This window comes from Mesorhizobium sp. M1B.F.Ca.ET.045.04.1.1 (assembly GCF_003952465.1).
Lineage (GTDB): Bacteria > Pseudomonadota > Alphaproteobacteria > Rhizobiales > Rhizobiaceae > Mesorhizobium > Mesorhizobium shonense.
On record NZ_CP034448.1, the window covers coordinates 3,850,374 to 3,870,606 of the forward strand.

Annotated in this window: 14 protein-coding genes; 4 read left to right on the forward strand and 10 right to left on the reverse strand. The window is 64.8% G+C overall.

Annotated features, from left to right (window positions below; translation table 11 throughout):
- Window positions 1-49: 49 nt before the first annotated feature.
- From EJ071_RS18745 to EJ071_RS18760, 4 genes are read left to right on the forward strand one after another with little or no spacing between them, the layout of a single operon-like run.
- Window positions 50-1,597: a sugar ABC transporter ATP-binding protein gene (locus EJ071_RS18745; protein ID WP_126099179.1), complete on the forward strand. Its 1,548-nt coding sequence runs from the start codon at window positions 50-52 to the stop codon at window positions 1,595-1,597.
- The gene (locus EJ071_RS18750; RefSeq protein ID WP_126099180.1) at window positions 1,594-2,574 is read left to right on the forward strand and encodes an ABC transporter permease; all 981 of its coding nucleotides are present in this window, start codon (window positions 1,594-1,596) and stop codon (window positions 2,572-2,574) included. The genes EJ071_RS18745 and EJ071_RS18750 overlap by 4 nt, the downstream gene beginning before the upstream one ends.
- Complete coding sequence (locus EJ071_RS18755; protein ID WP_126099181.1) at window positions 2,571-3,557, forward strand: ABC transporter permease; 987 nt, start codon at window positions 2,571-2,573, stop codon at window positions 3,555-3,557. Before EJ071_RS18750 ends, EJ071_RS18755 begins: the two co-directional genes overlap by 4 nt.
- A 14-nt stretch (window positions 3,558-3,571) precedes the next feature.
- Window positions 3,572-4,075, forward strand: coding sequence for a gluconokinase (locus EJ071_RS18760; protein ID WP_126099182.1), 504 nt, complete (start codon window positions 3,572-3,574; stop codon window positions 4,073-4,075).
- 109 nt (window positions 4,076-4,184) lie between these two features.
- On the opposite strand, the gene EJ071_RS18765 is transcribed toward EJ071_RS18760, so the two are convergent.
- The 10 genes from EJ071_RS18765 to EJ071_RS18815 all read right to left on the reverse strand — a co-directional run bounded on the left by EJ071_RS18765 (window position 4,185) and on the right by EJ071_RS18815 (window position 20,180).
- Window positions 4,185-5,336, reverse strand: a complete 1,152-nt coding sequence (locus tag EJ071_RS18765; protein ID WP_126099183.1) for a hypothetical protein — start codon at window positions 5,334-5,336, stop codon at window positions 4,185-4,187.
- A gap of 94 nt (window positions 5,337-5,430) precedes the next feature.
- Window positions 5,431-5,880, reverse strand: coding sequence for an Rrf2 family transcriptional regulator (locus tag EJ071_RS18770; RefSeq protein ID WP_126099184.1), 450 nt, complete (start codon window positions 5,878-5,880; stop codon window positions 5,431-5,433).
- A 249-nt stretch (window positions 5,881-6,129) separates the two neighbouring features.
- Window positions 6,130-7,116, reverse strand: a complete 987-nt coding sequence (locus EJ071_RS18775) for a sulfate ABC transporter substrate-binding protein (protein ID WP_126099185.1) — start codon at window positions 7,114-7,116, stop codon at window positions 6,130-6,132.
- Window positions 7,117-7,318: 202 nt separating this feature from the next.
- Complete coding sequence (locus EJ071_RS18780; RefSeq protein WP_126099186.1) at window positions 7,319-8,362, reverse strand: sulfate/molybdate ABC transporter ATP-binding protein; 1,044 nt, start codon at window positions 8,360-8,362, stop codon at window positions 7,319-7,321.
- A gap of 52 nt (window positions 8,363-8,414) precedes the next feature.
- Window positions 8,415-9,299: a sulfate ABC transporter permease subunit CysW gene (gene cysW, locus EJ071_RS18785; RefSeq protein WP_126099187.1), complete on the reverse strand. Its 885-nt coding sequence runs from the start codon at window positions 9,297-9,299 to the stop codon at window positions 8,415-8,417.
- Complete coding sequence (gene cysT / locus EJ071_RS18790; protein WP_126099188.1) at window positions 9,292-10,143, reverse strand: sulfate ABC transporter permease subunit CysT; 852 nt, start codon at window positions 10,141-10,143, stop codon at window positions 9,292-9,294. The genes cysW and cysT overlap by 8 nt, the downstream gene beginning before the upstream one ends.
- A gap of 109 nt (window positions 10,144-10,252) precedes the next feature.
- Entirely contained in the window at window positions 10,253-11,281 is a 1,029-nt protein-coding gene (locus tag EJ071_RS18795; RefSeq protein WP_126099189.1) for a sulfate ABC transporter substrate-binding protein, read from the reverse strand.
- Window positions 11,282-11,482: 201 nt separating this feature from the next.
- Window positions 11,483-12,235: a M15 family metallopeptidase gene (locus tag EJ071_RS18800; RefSeq protein ID WP_189521513.1), complete on the reverse strand. Its 753-nt coding sequence runs from the start codon at window positions 12,233-12,235 to the stop codon at window positions 11,483-11,485.
- 145 nt (window positions 12,236-12,380) lie between these two features.
- On the reverse strand, window positions 12,381-14,471 hold the full coding sequence (gene pbpC / locus EJ071_RS18805) for a penicillin-binding protein 1C (RefSeq protein ID WP_245460293.1): 2,091 nt from the start codon (window positions 14,469-14,471) through the stop codon (window positions 12,381-12,383).
- A 213-nt stretch (window positions 14,472-14,684) separates the two neighbouring features.
- Window positions 14,685-20,180, reverse strand: coding sequence for an alpha-2-macroglobulin family protein (locus EJ071_RS18815; RefSeq protein WP_126099191.1), 5,496 nt, complete (start codon window positions 20,178-20,180; stop codon window positions 14,685-14,687).
- Window positions 20,181-20,233 lie beyond the last annotated feature (53 nt).

Below are 20,233 nucleotides of genomic sequence, written 5' to 3' on the forward strand. Positions count from 1 at the left end.
GTGGCGCCGGCCGCTTGATGCCAATCGCGAACTGGCCTTGGGAGGGCTGATGGACGGCGCGGCTTCGCTTTTCCATATGGAAGGCATATCCAAGCGCTATGGCGGCGTACGGGCCTTGGAAAAGGCCGACCTCACGGTCACGGCCGGTAGCATCCACGCCATCCTCGGCGAAAATGGCGCCGGCAAATCAACCCTGATCAAGGTCATGGCCGGTGTCGTCGCGCCGGACGAAGGCCGCATGACGCTGGATGGGCGCGAGGTGACCTTCGCCTCACCGGCCGCCGCGAACCAGGTCGGCATCGTCTGCATCTTCCAGGAACTGTCGCTCATCCCGGAGCTCAGCGTCGCCGACAACATCGTCATTTCCGACCCGCCCAAGCGCTTCGGCATGATCGACCGCAAGGCGCAGCGGCGCATCGCGGAAGAGGCTCTTGCCCGCGCCGGCGCCTCCGACATCCATCCACTGGCACTGGTCAAGGATCTGCCGCTGTCGCGCCGGCAGATGGTCGAGATCGCCAAGGCGCTGGCCAGGAAGCCGCGCATCCTGATCCTCGACGAAGCAACCTCGGCGCTGACGGCGGCAGATGTCGCCAAGATATTCGGCGTGCTGAAGCGGCTGCGCGGGGAAGGGCTGGCACTGCTCTACATCTCACATCGCATGAACGAGATCGCCGAGCTGGCCGACCAGTGCACGGTATTCCGCAACGGCCGCAATGTCGCCAGCTATGCGGCGGGTTCGAAGAGCGACAACGAAGTCGTCGAACTGATGATCGGCCGCGAATACAGCCACATCTTCCCGCCAAAGCCGGTCCGTCACCAGTCCGGTGCGGTTCCGGTTCTGGAGGCGCGCAACCTCTCATGGAGCGGCCGGCTGGATAATATCTCGATGTCGATCGGAGCCGGCGAGGTTGTCGGGCTCGGCGGTCTCGACGGCCAGGGCCAGCGCGAGCTGCTGCTTGCGTTTTTCGGCGTGCTGCGCGGCCTTTCCGGGCAGATCCTGGTCGACGGCAAGCCGGTTTCGATCGCAAGCCCCACAGCCGCGAGCGAAGACCGCGTGGGCATGGCGCTGATTCCGGAAGACCGCAAGACGGAAGGGCTGATGCTGCCGATGACGGTGCGCGAGAACCTGTCCTTCGCAGCGCTCGACAGGCTGTCGAAAGCCGGCGTCATCGACCGCGGCGCCGAGCAGCGGCTGATCGACGATATGGTCGGGCTGCTGGCCATCAAGACGGCGGGCCTCGATATCCCGGTCGGCGCGCTCTCCGGCGGCAATCAGCAGAAGGTGGTGATCGCCAAATGGCTGATGCGGCAGCCGCGCATCATCCTGCTTAACGATCCGACGCGCGGCATCGATGTCGGCACCAAGCAGGAGCTCTACCAACTGATGCGCAAGCTTGCGGATGCAGGCGCCGCGATCCTGTTCTATTCGACCGATTATGACGAGCTGATCGGCTGCTGCGATCGCGTGCTTGTGCTCTATGACGGCGCCATCAAGCGCGAGCTCGTCGGCGCCGAGATCACCGAGCATGCGCTGATCGCCAGCGCGCTCAACATCCACGGTGAAGGTTCCGGGCCAAGGCAAGGAGAGGGCGCATGAAGGACTGGCGCTACTGGCTGGCCGAACAGCGCGGGACGCTGCTGGCCTTCGCCATCTTCATCGTCATGTTCGCTATCTACAGCGCGAACCATCCGGCAGGCTTCACCGCCAATGTCGTGCAAACGGCCGCCAACAAGGGCGTGCTGCTGGCCTTCGTCGCCATGGCGCAGACGCTTGTTGTGATCACCGCCGGCATCGACCTGTCGGTCGGCATGATCTTCACGCTCACCAACTGCATGGCTTCCTGGCTGGTGATCGGCACCGGCCTCGAAACCGCATTCGGCGTGGTGGCCGTGCTCGGCACCGGGCTCATCAGCGGGGCGGTCAATGGCGCCATCGTGATCTATGGCCGCCTGCAGCCGATCGTGGCGACCATCGCTACGGGCGCTGTTTATTTCGGGCTAGCGCTGCTGCTGCGGCCGGTGCCCGGCGGATCGGTCAACGAAGACCTCGCCGATTTCCTGACCGGGCGTTTCTTCGGCGTGGTGCCGGCGAGCTTCGTGGCGCTGTTCGTCGTGGTCCTCATCGTCTGGGTGCCGTTCAGCCGATCCGAACTCGGCCGCGCGGCCTATGCCGCGGGCTCCTCGGAGACGGCGGCCTATATGTCGGGCGTGCCGATCCGCAGGGGCAAGTTCCTTGCATATACGCTTGCCGGGCTGCTCGCCGCGATCGGAGGTTTGTTCCTGACCTTTTTCACCTACACCGGGGAGGCGGCTTATGCGAGCGGCAATGCCTACACGCTGTTTTCCATCGCGGCCGTCGTGCTCGGCGGCGTGTCGCTGTTCGGCGGCAAGGGCAGCGCCATCGGCGCGATCTTCGGCGCGCTCGCCTTCCGCACCATCGGCGATCTCCTGTTCGTCTTCGATTTCGATCCGCTCTGGCAGCCGCTGTTCCAGGGCGTTATCCTCTTGATCGCGGTCAGCCTCGGCGCTTTCGCGCTGTTCAGGGTGCGCAACCGGCTGGAGTGGTTCCTGTGAGCGAAACGACGCTTGGCGGCATCGCCGGCCGCATGCCGAAATTCATCCGCCGCGCCGATCCGGCGGTGGTCACCGCCTTTGCCTGCATCGTGCTCCTGCTTCTGGTCGGCAGCCTCTATTCGCGCAGCTTCCTGTCGCCGGAATATCTCCTGCAGCAGCTGAAGGTCGCCTCGTTCCTCGGCGTGATCGCCACCGGCATGATGCTGGTGATCCTGCTCGGCCAGATCGACCTGTCCGTGCCGTGGGCCGTGGCGACCGGCGCCATGATGGCCTGCGCGGCCGCGGCCTATGGCCCGGTCGGCGTCGCGCTTGCCATCCCGTTCGGCATCCTCTGCGGAGTAGCGATCGGCATCGTCAACGGCATCGGCGTCGCTTACCTGCGCATTCCCTCGATGATCATCACTTTGGCCACCAATGCCGTCGCGCAAGGGCTGATGGTGGTCTATACGGGCGGGTTCTCGCCGCAGGATTCGGCGACGGCGGCGATGCGCTACCTCGCAACCGGGTTTACCATTCCTGGGGTGCCGAACGCCGTCATCATCTGGGCGCTGATAGGGGCCGCGATGGTCTTCATGCTGACACGCACCAGCTTCGGCCGCGCCGTCTACGGCATCGGCAATCGCGAGCGCGCCGCCTATCTGTCCGGCATCGACACGCGCCGCGTGGTGATGATCGCCTTTGCCGTGTCCGGCGGGCTCTCGGCCTTCGGCGGCGTCCTGCTCGCGGGCTACGCATCGAAGGCCGCGCAGTCGATGGGCGATGCCTATCTCCTGCCGTCGATCGCCGCGGTGGTGCTCGGCGGCACCTCGATCCTCGGCGGACGCGGCTCCTATCTCGGAACCGTCGCCGGCGTGATCCTGATCACGCTGCTGCAGTCGATCCTCTCGGTCATGCAGATGCCGGAGGCGGGGCGGCAGATCATCTACGGCGTCGTGATCGTCGCTATGCTTCTGCTTTACGGCCGCGCGCCGGCAAGTCGCTGATCGTGGATGAAAGAATGAACGACATCCGGTCAGCGCCGGCCATCGTCGCGATGGGAGTGGCCGGCTGCGGCAAGACGGTCGTCGGCGAGGCGCTGGCCAAAGAGCTGGGCGCGATCTTCATCGAAGGCGACCGCCTGCATCCGCCGGAAAACGTGGCGCGCATGGCGCGCGGAGAGCCGCTGACGGATGCCTTGCGCAAAGGCTGGCTCGACGCCATCGGCGAGCGCATCGCGGCCTCCGTCGCCGACGGACAGAAGGCGGTGGCGGCCTGCTCGGCGCTGAAGCGCAGCTACCGCGACCGGCTGCGCGGCTTTTGCCCCGACATCGTCTTCCTCTACCTCAAGATCGATCGCGAGACCGCCTGGCGGCGGGTCGCGGGCCGCAAGGGCCATTTCATGCCGGCGAGCCTGGTCGACAGCCAGTTCGCGACCCTGGAAGAGCCCGGCCCGGACGAGCTCGCGGTGACGGTGGATGCGACGCGGTCCGTCGTCGCGATCGTGAACGAATTACTCGGCTAGAGCAGTTCATCGTTTCACGGAAACGGCTCGGAAACGCCGAACTGCTCTAACTATTTGTTTCTACGCAATTCCGGACGGAAAACCGTTACACACTTTTCCTGGAATTGCTCTAGGCGGTGTCGCTACCGATCGTGGGTTGATCCTGCTGCCCGGTGAGCCGATTGGCGCCGGACCAGACCATCATCTGCTCCGGATATAATTTGACAGCTTCCAGCAGACGGTCGCGCTTGAGCAGGATGTAGCCCGCCTGCAGGACGAGGTTCTTTGCCGCCACGTCCTTTGCCGACAGGGATGCCTGCTGGGCAGCGTTGGGTTTCAGTTCAGGGCTGACGATCGCCCGGTATTCGCGGAAGGGCACGGTCTCCAGGGTCGACATGGCAAACAGCGCAGCGCCTGCGCGCGCCGCGAAATTTGCCGGCGCCGAGGCGAGGTGGGTCCAGCCGTGCTCGCCCATGGCGATTTCGGTGAAGGTGGAGCCCGCGTGGATGGTGTTGGTCATCAGCACCACGCCGTTCTCCTTCAGCGTCTTCTGGATGCGCGCGGTGACCTGGTAGGCGTCGGCGCGCTCGAAGACGATGCGGCTCTTCAGGAAACGGTTCTCGACCTCGACCAGCGGCCTGTTGATCACGTACAGGCCGAATTTGCTTTCCGAAAAGCCATGGAAGTTGACGCTCACCTGGTGCGCTTCGATGCCGGCCTCGAAGAGGGCGCGCTTACCCATGATGGTCTGGGCGATGAACTGATCGCACCAGACAATGGCGCCGCGGCCGCGTCGCAACGCCTCGCGCACGCCGTCGACGCCTTCGAGCCGGATTGCCGGCGACCAGCGCCTGCCAGGCACCAGGTGGGCGGCAAGCATCAGGCGGCGGCGATGCGCGGCGGCGAGATGGCCCCTGAAAAAGCTTTGCGTGTCAACGTCATCGCCAAGCACCGCTTTGATCGCGACGTCATAGCGCGCGAATTCCTTGCGAAAATGGCGCTTGCGCCGAAGCGTCGACACCCGACCGCAGATCGGCGCCCACCAGGCGACCGGCAGGAGAGCCGCCACGCCGAGATAGAACAAGAAGAGCAGGCTCTCGCGCAGATCCTTGTTGGAGACGCGGCGCAACTTGCCGGGGCGGACGAGCTTGCGGCTGAAGAAGCGGACGGTTTCGCCGCGCTCCGGCACCAGCACGTCGGCGATGATCTCGGTGTGATAGATGTTGGCGGATGACGGTTGTCGTTTGGCCCTGCGGGACTTGCCAAGCCAAGGCAGCCTCATGCGTCGGATACCCCAGACCTCGTTCCCATCCGCCAGCCGCTTTACTGCGTTTGTCGCGGATAGACAACTACGGCATGGCGCTGCGGGTTGGCGATCAGATCTGCGAGGTCAGTTCGGCCGGGAAATCGTCGTTGTCGGCGTCGCGCATCGCGGCGAGGCTGCGATTGTCGAGAACCTCGGCGATCGCCTGGCGCACCTCCAGCATCATGTGGCGGACCTGGCACGTCGCCTCGTCGCAATCCTCACAGCGCTGATATTGCGTGCGGCTGGCGCAAGGGATTGGCGCCAGCGGTCCGTCGAGCACGCGCACGACATGGCCGATCTTGATCTCGGAAGCGGGCCTGGCAAGGCGGTAGCCGCCTTCCTTGCCCTTGCGGCTCTGCACGAAACCGGCATTGCGCAATTCGCCCAGGATGGCATCCAGGAACTTCTTCGGGATGTTGTTGGCGACCGCTATGTCGTTGACGAATGCAAGCTGGCCGTCCGGCAGGCCGGAAAGATGCACGAGGGCCTTGAGGCCGTATTTGCCTTTTTTGGTCAGCATGCCCGATTCAGTTCATCAAACCCCAATCGCCCTGCATCTGACGGTTGTTTGTGTGCAAATCATGACAGTTTGGCCGCAGAACGCCGTTTGGCCCAACAATTCGCCAATACAGGTTAGGCACAAACGCGTTGATTCTTCGTAACGTTTTTCACATTGGCTGCCATCATTTCGGCGTCAAGCCGATGCCGGCGCCAGATATGAAGAAAGCCGGCAAAAGCCGGCCTTCCTGCACTTTTCCGATAAGGCAGCCTACCGGCTGCCGTAGGCCTGGTCGAGCAGGCCGCCGGCTGCGAAATGCTCTTTCTGCACCTTGTCCCAGCCGCCGAAGACCTCGTCCACCGTCAACAGGCGGACGTCGGGAAAATCGGCCTTGTATTTGGCGGCGACTGCGGCGTCGCGGGCCCGCAGGCCGTTGCGGGCGGCAATGTCCTGTCCTTCCGCTGAATAGAGGAAGTCGAGATAGGTCTTGGCGAGATCGCGGCTGCCGTGCTCGTCGGCAACCTTGTCGACGATCGCCACCGGGAACTCGGCCAACAGGCTGACCGAAGGCGTGACCTGCTCGAACTTGTCGTCGCCATATTCCTTGCGGATACCGCGCGTTTCCGACTCGAAGGTGATCAGCACGTCGCCGATCTCGCGCTGCACGAAAGTGGTGGTGGCGGCGCGGCCGCCGGTGTCGAAGATCGGCACGTTGGCGAACAGCTTGGCGATGAACTCCTTCACCTTGGCATCGTCGCCCTTGAAGGCTTCCTTGGCATAGGCGCTGGCCGCCAGGTAGGTATAGCGCGCATTGCCCGAGGTTTTCGGGTTGGGGAAGATCACCTGCACATCGTCGCGCACCAGATCGCTCCAGTCCTTGATGTGCTTGGGATTGCCGGCGCGCACCAGGAAGGACGGCAGCGAATAGAAGGGCGAGGCGTTGTCCGGGAAATCCTTCTGCCAATCGGCTGAGACCAACCCCTTCTTGACCAGGAACTCGACATCGGTGACCTGGTTGAAGGTGACGACGTCGGCGGCCAGGCCTTCGGCAATGGCGCGTGCCTGCGCCGAGGTTCCGGCGTGGGACTGATCGACAGTCACGCCGGGGTGCCCGGCGATGAAGGCCTTGTTGACCTCGGCGAACAATTCCCGGCCGACGTCATAGGAAGCATTCAACAGCCTGTCGGCCGACCAGGCTTGGGAGGAGGCGAGGACGAGGCCGGCGAAAGTGGCGATGCCAAGCAATAAGCGCTTCACGACAATAGGCTCCCTTGAGAATGGATTGAGACTATAGCACGACCTTAATGGGGAAGGCCTGGCCCGACGAGGCACACGCAGCGGGAGGAGTGGGGACGCCGGGAAAAAGCGTCGCCCAAACAGCCGCCTAATAGGATTTTCTTCCAAGCCGATTCATCGCGGGACCGCGGCGGACTCCGGCAACGCTAGGCGTAATGAAGCGTCAGGACACCGGAAAAAGTTTCCAGCGCCGCGGCCTGAAGGCCACCCGGCTCTTCTGTGCCGCCGGATGGTCGACCGGCAGCTCGATCTCGACGCGCTGGCGCTCGCCGCCCACCTCGAGCTCGACCCGCCTGGTGCCGGCGACGCGCCGGCTGGCGGCGACGGTGCCGGCGATGCAGCCGCTGCAGCCGTCGAGCAGCTCGACATCGTGCGGACGGAAATAGAGCAACGCTTCGCCCGAAGGCGCTCCCTGCGGTGCCGATAGCCCGATCGGCCGGTCGGCGATCCACAGTTCACCGCCCTCGACCTTGACCGGCAGCGAGCTCGATTCGCCGACGAAGCTATAGACGAACGGCGAGTTTGGGATGTCGTAGATCTCGTCGGCCGAGCCGACCTGCTCGATGCGGCCCTGGCTCATGACCACGACGCGGTCGGCAAGCTCCAAAGCCTCTTCCTGGTCATGGGTGACGAAGACGGTGGTGTGGCCGGTGGCGTCATGGATCTCGCGCAGCCAGCGACGAAGCTCACGGCGCACCTGTGCGTCGAGGGCGCCAAACGGCTCGTCGAGCAGCAGCACCTTGGGTTCGATCGCCATGGCGCGGGCAAGCGCCACGCGCTGGCGCTGGCCGCCGGAGAGTTGTGCCGGATAGCGCTTTTCCAGCCCCGACAGCTGGACGAGGTCGAGGAGCTCGGAGGCGCGGCGGCGGATCTCCTTCGCCGAGGGGCGTGCCGCGCCGTGCCGGACCTTGAGGCCGAAGCCGATATTGTCGGCAACGGTCATGTGGCGGAACAGCGCGTAGTGCTGGAAGACGAAACCGACGTTGCGCTCCTGGATCGACTTTTGCGAGGCGTCCTCCTCGCCGAAGAAGACAGCGCCCTTGGTTGGCCGCTCGAGCCCGGCGATCAACCTGAGCAGGGTCGTCTTGCCGGAGCCGGACGGCCCGAGCAGCGCAATGAGCTCGCCCGACCTGATGTCGAGCGAGACGTCATGGAGCGCCGGAAACCGCTCGAACTCCTTGCGCACGTTGACAACGCGAACTTCCATACAGATCCCTCAGTCAGTTGACGCATGCAATGCAGTTTTGGGCGGCATGCATCTAATGTCCGCGCGCCGCGGCGATCTCGGCGCCGTAGCGCATCTCGAGAAGTGTTTTCAAGACCAGCGTCACCAGCGCCAGGCCGGCAAGCAGCGAAGCGACCGCGAAGGCGCCGACGGCATTGTACTCATTGTACAGGATCTCGACATGCAGCGGCATGGTGTTGGTGAGGCCGCGTATATGGCCCGAGACCACCGACACCGCGCCGAACTCGCCCATGGCGCGCGCGTTGCATAGGAGCACGCCGTAGAGCAGTCCCCATTTGACGTTGGGCAGCGTCACATACCAGAAAGTCTGCCAGCCATTGGCGCCGAGCGAAAGGGCGGCTTCCTCGTCGCCGTTGCCCTGTTCCTGCATCAGCGGGATCAATTCGCGGGCGACGAATGGGAAAGTGACGAAGATGGTCGCCAGCACGATGCCGGGCACGGCGAAGAGAATGACGATGCCATGCGCCTTCAGCCATTCGCCGAGCAGCCCTTGCGCGCCGAAGAGCAGCACATAGACCAGGCCGGAAATGACGGGCGACACCGAGAAGGGCAGGTCGATAAGCGTGGTCAGGAACGCCTTGCCCTTGAATTCGAACTTGGCGATCGCCCAGGCGGCCGAGATGCCGAAAATCACGTTGAGCGGCACCGAGATCGCCGCCACCAGCAGCGTCAGGCGGATCGCCGAGCGGGTGTCGGGGCTGGAAAGGGCTTCCGTGTAGGCGCCGATGCCCTTGGCAAGCGCCTCGTGGAAAACGACGATCAGCGGCAGAAGCAGGAAGACGGCGAGGAAGGCGAAAGCGATCGCCAAAAGCACCGCCCTCACGGGCCGGCTTTCTGTCACCGCCGCCGATTGGCTCACGCGATGCGGCTCGAAAGATTTGATCTCGGGATCAGCCATAGCGCTTACGGCTCCATGTCTGCACGAGATTGACGACCAAAAGCATCACGAAGGACAGCGCCAGCATGATCGCTGCGATCGCGGTCGCCGCCTCGTAATTGTATTCTTCGAGCCTGATCACGATCAGCAGTGGCGCGATCTCGGACTTGAAGGGTAGGTTGCCGGCGATGAAGATGACCGAGCCGTATTCGCCGACGCCGCGCGCGAATGCGAGCGAGAAGCCGGTGATGATGGCCGGCGCCAAGCCGGGGAAGAGCACGCGGGTGATGATCTGGAAGCGGTTGGCGCCCAATGTGGCGGCTGCCTCCTCGACCTCCTTGTCGATCTCTTCCATGATCGGCTGGACAGTGCGCACGACGAAAGGCAGCCCGATGAAGACGAGCGCCACGACAATGCCGAGCGGCGTATAGGCGACCTTGATGCCGAGCGGTGCCAACAGGTGGCCGATCCAGCCGTTCGGCGCGTAAAGCGTGGTGAGCGCGATGCCGGCGACCGCGGTGGGCAAGGCGAAGGGCAGGTCGACCATCGCATCGGCGATGCGGCGTCCGGGGAAGCGATAGCGGACCAGCACCCAGGCGACGATGGTGCCGAACACGACGTTGATGGCAGCGGCCAGGAAGGCGGTGCCGAAGCTGACCTTCAGCGCGTTGAGGGTGCGCCGGTCGACGGCGATCGCCCAAAAATCGGTCCAGCCGAGCGCGGCCGAACGCCAGATCAGCCCGGAAAGCGGGATGAGGATGATGAGCGTGAGGTAGGCAAGCGAGAAGCCGAGCGTCAATCCGAAGCCCGGAATGACGCTCGGCTGTCTGAATCGCCCCCCCGCCTTGGCGGGTGCTGTGTTCATGCTGTTCTGGATCGTCCCTTCTTATTCAGACCAGTCCGCCCGCTGCATCGCCTTGGGCAGTCGTACAATAGACCCAATCAGGTTTCATCCGGCCGGTGGCCACCATGCCTCATTGGGCGGGCTTGTAAATCTGGTCGAATATACCGCCATCGCCGAAATGATAAGGCTGCGCCTTCTTCCAACCGCCGAATTGCGGATCGTCGATGGTGACCAGCTTGATTGCCGGCAACTTGGCGAGGTCCTCTGCAGGCACCAGGTCGGGCTTGGCCGGACGATAGTGGTTCTTGGCGATGATGGTCTGGGCCTCCTTGGAATAGAGCCAGCTCAGATAGGCCTCGGCTATCTTGCGCGTGCCCTTGGCGTCGACATTGGCGTCGACGACGGCGACCGGCGGCTCGGCCAGGATCGAGGTCGGCGGGTAGACAATGTCGAAATTGTCGGCGCCGAATTCGTCGAGCGCGAGATACGCCTCGTTCTCCCAGGCGATCAGCACGTCGCCGAGGCCCTTCTGCGCGAATGTCACCGTCGAGCCGCGCGCGCCGGTGTCGAGCACAGGGACATTGGCATAAAGCTTGCCGACGAATTCCTTGGTCTTGGCTTCGTCGTTGCCGTCATTGGCGTTGGCATAGGCCCAGGCGGCGAGATAATTCCAGCGCGCGCCTCCGGACGTCTTCGGGTTCGGCGTGATCACCTGGACGCCGTCCTTCACCAGATCGTTCCAGTCGTGGATGCCCTTGGGGTTGCCCTTGCGCACCAGGAAGATGATGGTCGAGGTGTAGGGCGCCGAATTGTTTTCGAATTTCGTGCGCCAGTCCGGATTGATCTTCTTCGTCTTCGAGGCAATGGCGTTGATGTCGCCTTCGAGCGCGAGCGTCACGACATCGGCGTCGAGGCCGTCGATGACCGCGCGGGCTTGCGCGCCCGATCCGCCATGCGATTGCTGGATGGTGACGGTTTCGCCGGTCTCGGCCTTCCAGTGCGCGGCGAAGGCCTCGTCATAGGCCTTGTAGAGCTCACGTGTCGGGTCGTAGGACACATTCAGAATGGTCGTATCGGCAAACGCGAAACCGAGCGTGCCGAACTGGACAGATGTGGCGACCAGCGCGCCGAGCAGTTTCCTGAAATGAGGATTGGTCATTTCCGCCTCCGTTGATGACGGCCGAACTCTAGCGAGTTTATAGAAATTAGATGCATTGAATGTTGCCTTTTTCACCTCCTTGCAGCAATTTTTCGCCGAGCAATGGCCGATCGAGGAAATAACTTCCTCAACTTGCGTCGCTGGGGCTCCTCATCAGCCGGCCTAATTAGAAGCGGGCCGCCTCCAGGCAAGTCCTGCGGCTCAGTTTGCGGTCACCGGAAAATCGAAGCGCTGTTTTGCGAAAGGTTCGTCGGCAAGCGTGAAATGCCACCATTCGCGCGCATAGTTGCGGAAGCCGGCGGCGCGCATGGCCGCCAGCAGCATCTTGCGGCTCGCCGCCGCTTCGGCGGGGAGAGGGCGGTGGGCTGTTTCACTAGAAGGGTCGAAACAGTCGAAGCCGGTGCCGAAATCGAGCGTGCCGGCATCGGGCGCTCCGCAGGCCGGGTGCGCCGTGCTTTTTTTGTCCGCCTCAGCGATCGCAAGATCGACGGTCGAGCCGCGCGAATGGCTGGAGAGCTCACCGACATAGCCCTTGGCGATGAGATCGCCGCGCTCGACCTTCGGATACCATCGCGGATCGGGCGGACCGCCTTGCCGGGTCCATTTGCCCATGTCAGCCACGGCACGCGCGGGGCGGTAGCAGTCGAATACGACCAGCGTCAGGCCTTTGGCGGCGACCGTCTTCTGGACGCTGGAAAGCGCCTTCGCCGCCTGTTCGGTCAGGATGCAGACAGGTGCTTCGTAGCCACTCACCTTGCGGTGCAGGAAGTTTTTGGCGCCGGCATAGCGGATGTCCTGGCGGATGGTCGGATCGACGTCGGCCAGCCTGACGAAGCCGGCGGGGAGGGGATCGGCGCGGGCGGGGGAGGAGATTGCGGTCAGGAGAGCTGCGAGGATCGCAGTCGCTCTCAGCGAAGGTTGGTGCGAGGCACCCCCCTCTGCCCTGCCGGGCATCTCCCCCTCAAGGGGGGAGATTGGCAGCTTCGGCGCCGCCTCCATCCGGCAGGCCAAAGGGGGGTGCCTCGCGCCAAACGTCAGGAGAGAACTTCCTCGAACCAAAGCTTCAAGAAACGCAATCCTCTGAATCGCTTGCCGCATTCTATTCAACGAAAACCTTCACGCTGGCCGCGCGGCCGGCGGCGTCGATCACGGTCAGTGTCGAATAGCCGGTGCCGTCGGGTAGCCAGGTCGCGTTGCGGCGACGATCGATGCCGGCGAGCGGTTTGCCGTTGGCCAGCCAGCGGAACGGCGCGCGGCCGCCCTGCAGCTTCAGCACCAGCGGCGTGGCGTCGGCAGAATTGGTGCCGAGATCGACGCGGGCGCCATCCGGCGGGAAGACGATCGTGGGCGCCGGCTCCGTCGGCGTCGCCTGCACCAGCCCGTCCGAGCCGGCGCCGAAGCGGGCGAGCGTTACCGGCAGGTCCTCGCGTTTGGGATTGAAGACGCCCGGCGGCCGGCTGGGCAGCGGCACGCTGGCCAGACCCGACCGGACAAAGCCCTCGAACAGGATCGGCGCGGCCGAGACATAGCCGGAGAGGCCTGGGATTGGACCAGCGTCGGCGCGACCGACCCAGACACCCAGCACATAACGGCCATCGAAACCGACCGACCAGGCATCGCGATAGCCATAGGAGGTGCCGGTCTTGTAGGCGATGCCGCGCTGCATGGCACCTTCCGGCGGCTTTACGCCGGACAGGATGTCGTTGATCTGCCAGGCGGCCTGGTCGTCGAGGATGGTGGCGGTGGTGCGCTCGGCATTGGCCGGCTCGGTGCCGTCATGCAGCGTGTGCATCTTGCCGCCATTGGCGAGCCCCGTATAGAGCTGCACCAGATCGCGCAAAGTTACGCCAACGCCGCCAAGGCCGATCGCCAGGCCCGGCGCCTCGTTAAGCGGCAGCGTTGGGTTGACGCCAGCCTGGCGGAAGCGCGCGGTGAGCCGTGCGGGGCCGACGGCGTCGAGCACCCGGATCGCCGGCACGTTGAGCGACAATTGCAGTGCTTGGCGGATACTGACATCACCCTGGTAGCCCATGTCGAAATTCTTCGGCCGATAGCCGCCGAAATCGGCTGGGCTGTCCTCGATGATGGTTTCCTGCGCCACCAGGCCCTGCTCGAAGGCGAGCCCGTAGATGAAGGGCTTCAGCGTCGATCCGGGCGAGCGCACGACCTTGGTCATGTCGATCCAGCCGGAGCGGGTGGCGTCGAAAAAGTCGGCCGAGCCGACTTCGCCAAGAATGTCGCCTGTGCGCGCATCCGCCATCACCATGGCGATGGAGAGTTTCGGGCCGAGCTTCCTGGCGGCTTCCCTGGCCACCTGCTCCAGCCCCTGCTGGACGCTTCGGCGGATCGTCAGCCGCAGCGGCTTGCCGGGCTCGGCCTTGGGCAGCATGGCGTAGGAGGCATGCGCGGCCAGCGCCGGCAGCTTGCGGCGCAGGCCGGAGACGTCATCGAGGGCCGCGCGGGCAGCCTCTCTTTCGCCGAGCAGGCCGGCCGAGACCATGCGGTTGAGCACGCGGTCGCGCGCGGCATGCGCGATGTCGAGGTCGCGGTCGGGCCGGCGTTTTTCGGGCAGTTGCGGCAGGGCGACGAGAAGGGCGGATTCGGAGACGGTCAGCCGCTTCGGCTCCTTGCCGAAATAAGCGAGCGAGGCGGCGCGCACGCCTTCGAGATTGCCGCCATAGGGCGCCAGCGTCAGGTAGCGCTCGAGGATTTCCTGCTTGGACAGCCGCCGCTCGATTTGGACGGCGCGCAGGATCTGCTTGAGCTTGGAGCCTAGGCTGCGGCTGTCGCGCGGCTCGATCAGCCGGGCAAGCTGCATCGACAAGGTCGAGCCGCCCGACACGATATGGCCGCTGGTGGCAAACTGGCCCGCGGCGCGGCAAAGCGCCAGCACGTCGACACCACCGTGATCCCAGAAGCGCTTGTCCTCATAGGCGACGAGCATGTCGACAAACTCTCTGTCGACCTGGTCGAGCCGGGTTTCCAGCCGCCAGTAGCCGTCCGGTGTCGCAAAGGCGCGCAAGAGCTCGCCGTCGCGGTCCTGCACTTCGGTCGAGACCGTCAGCGCGGCCGGTACAGGCGGCGGGAAGGCACGGTCGAGCTCCCAGAGGATGGCGATGGAGAGTACCGCGAAGCCGGCTAGAGAAATCCCGGCGATGGCAGCGCGACGCAGAAATTTCCTGGAGAGCATGGCGCCGCCCCTCATTGCCCTGCCGGGCATTTCTCCCCGTATAGAGACGGGGAGAAAGGAGCCTGCGCAGAGGCTTTCGCCAATTTCCAACGCTGCAGAAAACGGGCCGGCGATCGCGACGGCCCCCTTCTCCTCGTCTCTATACGGGGAGAAGGTGCCGGCAGGCGGATGAGGGGCAGCGCCATCGTTCCGTTCATGTCCGTCAGCAGCACTTTATTCCGCCTTGACCTCCATCATGCCGGTGGACGTGCGGGCCGAATATTGCGGCCGGTACATGTCCTCCACCGTCGCCGCCGGATGGGCATAGGTGCCCGGCGTCACCGCGCGCACGACATAGGCCAGCGTGATGTTGCGGTCGCCGTCGCCTTCATTGGGGTTGAAGGCGGCGACGAAACGGTCGTCGCGAAACTCCAGATGCGCGGCGTCGGTCTGCGCCAGCCAGGAGAAGTTCGACAATTGCGCGCTTGAAACCAGGCTCGGATTGTCGATCTCGAAACCAGCCGGCAGCAGGTCGGTGACCAGGAGACGCGACGGCCAGTTGTTCTGCTCATAGATCTTGAGCACGACCACATAGCGTTCGTTCTGCCTGGCCTCGGTGATATTGGCCTCGGTGCCGTCGAGCCTGTAGTAGGTGCGCTCGATGGTGAAGCCGTCGCCGCCGGCCGGCAGCGGCTCGACAGGCGCGGCTACCGCGGTGACCACCGCCTGCAGCGGCGTCTTGCCGGTGTTGGCGATGGTGAGCGGGCTGCCCTCGAGCTCATTGCCGGCGACCTGGTCGGAGTAGCCGCCCGAATGCGGCGCGCCGTTGACGGAAAGCGTGATGGAATCATTGCCTTCCTTCAGCGCCCGCGCCGCCAGCAGCATCCAGGATTCGTCCTGGGTGCTCGTCCAGCGGGCGTCGGCGCGTTCCCGCGCCACCAGCCTGATCAACTGCGGCACGATGCTCGGCACCGGTTTCGATTCCGCGGCCATCGCCAGGATCGCCGCGCCATCGCGGAGCGGCGAGCCGTAGTCCGAGCGATAGTAGTCGTACTCGGTGCTCGCCTGGGCCAGCCGAAGCGCCGTCTGGAAGGTGGCTTCCGAACGCTGCGTGTCCCCATAAAGTGCAAGGCTCGCCGCCAGTTGCGCGACGGCCATCGGGCTGGAGAAGGCTTCGAGCTGCGTGTCCACATAGTAGCGCAGATCGCCGATCGAGGCCTTCTTGTTGCGGGCGAGCACATAGAGCGCATAGGCGATCTCGCTGCCGCGATCCTGGACGTCCTGGTCGTAGCCGAGCGAGTTTTGCAGGTTGTTCAGCGCCTGGTTCATCGCCTGCGCCGGCACGTCGTATTTCTGCTCGCGCGCCCGGGTCAGGAACTCGCTGACATAGGCGTCGAGCCACAGATCGCCGGAGCCCGGACCCCAGAGGCCGAAGCTGCCGCTCGATGACTGGTAGCTCAGCACCTTGTAGATGGCGTCCTGGATGCGGCCATGCAGCTCGGGATCGCTCCCCATGCCGATGCTGGTGGCCATGTCGTTGACGTAGAGCAGCGGCATGGCGCGGCTGGTGGTCTGCTCGGCGCAGCCATAGGGGTAGTGGTCGAGGCTCATCAGCAGCGAGGGCACGTCGAAGGCGGACGCCTGCGAGACGCCGACGCTCACCGAAGCGCCGTCGAGCACGCTTGCGGCAAGCAGTTCCTTGTCGACGCGCAGCGAACCGCCATTCGGCTTCAGGTCGACCACCATGCGGTTGGTGACCGGAAGCTGGGCCGGGCGAACCGGCAGGTAGAGCGTCTGCTCGACCTCGGCGCCGCTGTCATGCGCGAGCTTGACAGTAATCGAGGCATCGCCCGCCGTCCGCGCGACCAGCGGGAAGGAGAGCGACTGACGCTTGCCCTGGGCGAGCGTCAGCTTCTCGGGCAGGGGCTTGTCGCCGGTCGAAAGATCGCCGGTCGTGGTGACCGAGAGCTTGTAGTCGCCGGCAGGGCCGTCGGTGTCGGCGATGTCGAGGCGCATGGTGGCCGCATCGCCGGGCGCCAGGAAGCGCGGCAGGCCGGCAGTGATCACCACCGGATCGCGCACGATGACGTCGGTCTGAGCGTGGCCGACGGCTTCCTTGGTCCAGGCGACAGCCATGACGCGCACGGTGCCGTTGAACTGCGGGATGTCGAAGTCGACCCGCGCCTTGCCGTTGGCGTCGAGCTCGACCGGGCCGGAGAAGAAGGCGACCAGCTTTTCGGTCGGCGGGCTGCCTTGCGACTGCATGTTGGCGCCGTCGCCGCCGGTCCTGAGCTTGCCGGTGGTGCCGAGCGAGCCGTCGATCAGGCGTCCGTAGAGGTCGCGGATTTCCAGGCCCAGCATGCGCTGGCCGAAGAACCAGTCCTCCGGATCGGGCGCCGTGTAGTTGGTAAGGTTGAGGATGCCGACATCGACCGCCGCGACCATCACATAGGCATTGCTGCCGGGTTGTGCGCCGTTGACGGCGACCGGGATCGACAGTTGCTGGCGCGGTGCGGTCTTTTCGGGCGGCGTCAGCGCAACTGCGAGCTTCTTCGAGCCTGGGTCGACGGTCAGCCATTTGACGCCGATGGCGCGGGCCGGCATGCGCGATTGCTCAGCATCGCCCGGCCGGAACAAAGTCGCCGTGACATACGCGCCGGCGCCCCAATCGTCGCCGACCGGGATGTCGACGGTGCCGCCGCCAGCCGGCACTGAAGCGGTAACGGTTTTCAACAGCTTCTCGGCACCAATGTTGACGAGAAGTTCGCCGGCAAAATGCGGCGAGACCTTCAGCTTCGCGACCTCGCCGGCGGCGTAAGTGTCCTTGTCGAGCGCGATCTCAAGACCGTCAGGCGTTTCGGTTGTGGTCGAGGCGACGTACCACCCGGCATCGAACTCGTAGCTGGTCGCTGGACCTTCCGGGTCAGCCGTCTCGACTTCGAGCCGATAGCGGCCCCAGTCGACAGGAAGCGACACGGTCGCCTCTCCGTCGGCGTTGAGGTCAATCTGGCCATTGGCGACGGCCTTGGTGAGGTTCACCGCTTCATAATTCCAGGAATTGTTGGAATGGTACCACTGGTAGTTGCGCTCGACCTTGACCAGCGACCACTGGGCGCCCTTCAGCTCCTCGCGCTTGCCGTTTGGATCGACGGCGATGATGCTGAACTTCGCCATTCCGCCCTGAGGCACCTCATCGCCTTCGAAATCCGGGCGGATGCCGATCATCTCTTTTTCCGGATGCGCCGCGATGTCGAGCGAGCGCTCGACGGCGCGGCCGCCGGCCTCCCGCATGCGCACAGTGACCTTGGCGTTGACCAGCTTGGTGGTCGAAGGCAACTGGTCGATCGAAACCGGGAAGGTCGCCTTGCCGTCATCGCCGACGACGGGAAGGTTGGCCAGAGGCGTCACCGAAGGCTCGGCCGACTGCTCGTCGGCGAGGCCGAAGGTGAAGTCCTTGAACCGGTCCCAGCTGCTGGTGGTCGACAGCGTCATCTCGCCTTCGAGCGCGAGGCCGGCGGCCGGCGCGCCGTAAAGGAAGCGCCCGTCGACGCTGACATTGGCGGTCTCGCCCTGGGCGATCTCCTTCTTGTCGGCCGTCAGGTCGAACTCGATGCGATCCGGCACGAAGTCCTCAACCAGGAACATCTGGCTCGCCACCGGCGCCTGCTTCGGGTCGGTATAGATCGAAACCGTCCAGGTGCCGCGCATGGCGTTGGGTTCGAGCGGCAGGTCGACGGCATGGCCGCCGGCGGACACGCCGTCGCTGACGACGCGGCGGCTCTCGACGCCGTCGGGACGGGTGAAGATGAAGGTGAGCGGCAGGTTCTCGACCGCCTTGGCGGCGCCGTCGCGGGCAAGGGCTGCGACATGGACATCCTCGCCGGCGCGGTAGATGCCGCGCTCGGTCCAGGCATAGACGTCGAGCGCGCCGGGCGCGGCGCGCCCGGCAACGCCGCGGTCCGACAGATCGAAGCCGGCACGGCCCATGTCGAGGAAGACGAAGTCATTGTCGCCCTGCTTGGCCATCAGCACGGCCGGCACCATGCCGCCTTCGCCGCGCGTCAGGCCCGGGTTGAAGACGGCGTGGCCTTCGGCGTCGGATGTCGCCGTGCCGAGGATATCATTGTTCCTGGCAAGCAGCGTCAGTTCGGCGCCGGCGATCGGCTTGGCGGAGCCGAGCGAGCGGGCAAAGACATTGAGCCCATCCTGGCCCGTATAGGTGGACAAGCCGATGTCGGAAACGACGAACCACTGGGTGGCGCGCGAACCGTAGTCGTCGCCCTTGTCGTCGATCGGCTGCGCCGTCAGCACATAAACGCCGGGCTTGCGCTGCGGGATCGCCTCGTCCACCGGGAAGGAGGTGGTGACCTCCTTGTTGAGGTCGTTGGCGATGTCGAGCGTGCCCTCCCAGACGGGCTCGCCCATCTGGTCGGAAATGGTGGAAATGTCATAGCCGTCAAGCTGGTGCAGGAACTGATAGCCGGACAGAAGCTGAGCCAGCGAACGATCGCCGATGCGGAAGAGCTTCATCTTGGCGGCGTTCATGTTGACGGTGACGACCGGAACGCCGCGGCGGGCGCCGGCCGGCAGCACGAAGCTGTCGCCGGTGAAGCGGGCGGACGAGGCGCGGTCCTGGACATAGATCGAAAGCACGACCGGGGCGGCGATCGTCTCGCCTATTGCCGCCGGCAGGCCGGCGCGGAACGTCACGTCGTAGTGCTGGCCGTGTTCCAGCCCCTCGACGCAGATCTGCTTGTCCTTGGCCTCGACGGCCTTGGGTGCGGCGTTGTCGACGGTGACGAACTGCGAATAGTCGACGCCGGTCTTGACCAATTCTTCGGAAAACTGGGCGCAGATGCGCGGCGAAGAGGAATCGGCATCGACAGTGTGCTCGATAACGCGGAAACCCTTGCGCGCCTTGAGGTCGGCATAGTCGGCCTGGACGGCGGGCGAGCTCACCAGCGCAAGGCTCGCCTCATAGGCCTGAATGGCCGGCCGGAAGAGGTCGCGCTTGTCGAGGCCGGCGGCAAGCAGCGCCAGCGCCTCGGCGCGGGTCTTTGCGGTGCGCACCAGCTTGTAGGCGTTGAAGGCGGCCGAGGTGACATTTGCCGGCAAGGTCGAGGGTTCGGTGGTGTTGGAAGCCGGCTGCACGCCAAGCGTCTCGCGCGCCAGCGCCAGCCAGAGCGCGCCGTCGTCCGGCAGGACGGACAGCGCCGCCTGGTATTTCTGCATGGCGAGGCGATGGTCGCCGGTGAGCGCGGCCTGCTCGGCTGCGGCCTGAAGCGCGGCCAGCCCTTCGGTCGGCTTGTCATAGGCCGGATCGGTCAGCTTGTTGCGGAACTGCTGGGCTTGGTCGGCCATCCAGTTGGGGAAAAAGGCAAGCGCCGGCGGAGCGCCGATCTCGGGGTCGCCATCGACATTGGCGACTTTGCCGGCTATGGCGCCGCTGAAGGGTTTCAGCTGGTTATAGTCGGATTTGAGAAAGCACCATTTGGCCTTGGTGTTGTAGGTGAAGGCGCGGCAGGCGGGGTCGCCGAGGCATGTGGTCTTGCACTGGTCGAGGCTGACATTCTGATCCGACCTGAGGTCGAAACCGAAATAGTCGGAATTGTCCGTCGTCACGATTCGCCGGGCTTCGGCCGCAAGTGCCGCGCCGCTCAAGGCGAGGAAGACAGGGGCGAAAAAGATAAGGAGAAGGAAAGAGAGACCACGAGCCGCGCGCATTGCCATATCACCCTCCAGACATTGCCAGCGTCCGGGCATGATCAAGCATCGAGCGGGCT

What these genes read in the sequence shown, in the direction of transcription:
- pbpC (WP_245460293.1), bottom strand. Translation starts at nt 14,471, where the DNA reads ATGCTCTCCAGGAAATTTCTGCGTCGCGCTGCCATCGCCGGGATTTCT.
- EJ071_RS18765 (WP_126099183.1), bottom strand. Translation starts at nt 5,336, where the DNA reads ATGAGGCTGCCTTGGCTTGGCAAGTCCCGCAGGGCCAAACGACAACCG.
- EJ071_RS18745 (WP_126099179.1), top strand. Translation starts at nt 50, where the DNA reads ATGGACGGCGCGGCTTCGCTTTTCCATATGGAAGGCATATCCAAGCGC.
- EJ071_RS18800 (WP_189521513.1), bottom strand. Translation starts at nt 12,235, where the DNA reads ATGCCCGGCAGGGCAGAGGGGGGTGCCTCGCACCAACCTTCGCTGAGA.
- EJ071_RS18750 (WP_126099180.1), top strand. Translation starts at nt 1,594, where the DNA reads ATGAAGGACTGGCGCTACTGGCTGGCCGAACAGCGCGGGACGCTGCTG.
- EJ071_RS18815 (WP_126099191.1), bottom strand. Translation starts at nt 20,180, where the DNA reads ATGGCAATGCGCGCGGCTCGTGGTCTCTCTTTCCTTCTCCTTATCTTT.
- EJ071_RS18760 (WP_126099182.1), top strand. Translation starts at nt 3,572, where the DNA reads ATGAACGACATCCGGTCAGCGCCGGCCATCGTCGCGATGGGAGTGGCC.
- cysT (WP_126099188.1), bottom strand. Translation starts at nt 10,143, where the DNA reads ATGAACACAGCACCCGCCAAGGCGGGGGGGCGATTCAGACAGCCGAGC.
- EJ071_RS18780 (WP_126099186.1), bottom strand. Translation starts at nt 8,362, where the DNA reads ATGGAAGTTCGCGTTGTCAACGTGCGCAAGGAGTTCGAGCGGTTTCCG.
- cysW (WP_126099187.1), bottom strand. Translation starts at nt 9,299, where the DNA reads ATGGCTGATCCCGAGATCAAATCTTTCGAGCCGCATCGCGTGAGCCAA.
- EJ071_RS18770 (WP_126099184.1), bottom strand. Translation starts at nt 5,880, where the DNA reads ATGCTGACCAAAAAAGGCAAATACGGCCTCAAGGCCCTCGTGCATCTT.
- EJ071_RS18795 (WP_126099189.1), bottom strand. Translation starts at nt 11,281, where the DNA reads ATGACCAATCCTCATTTCAGGAAACTGCTCGGCGCGCTGGTCGCCACA.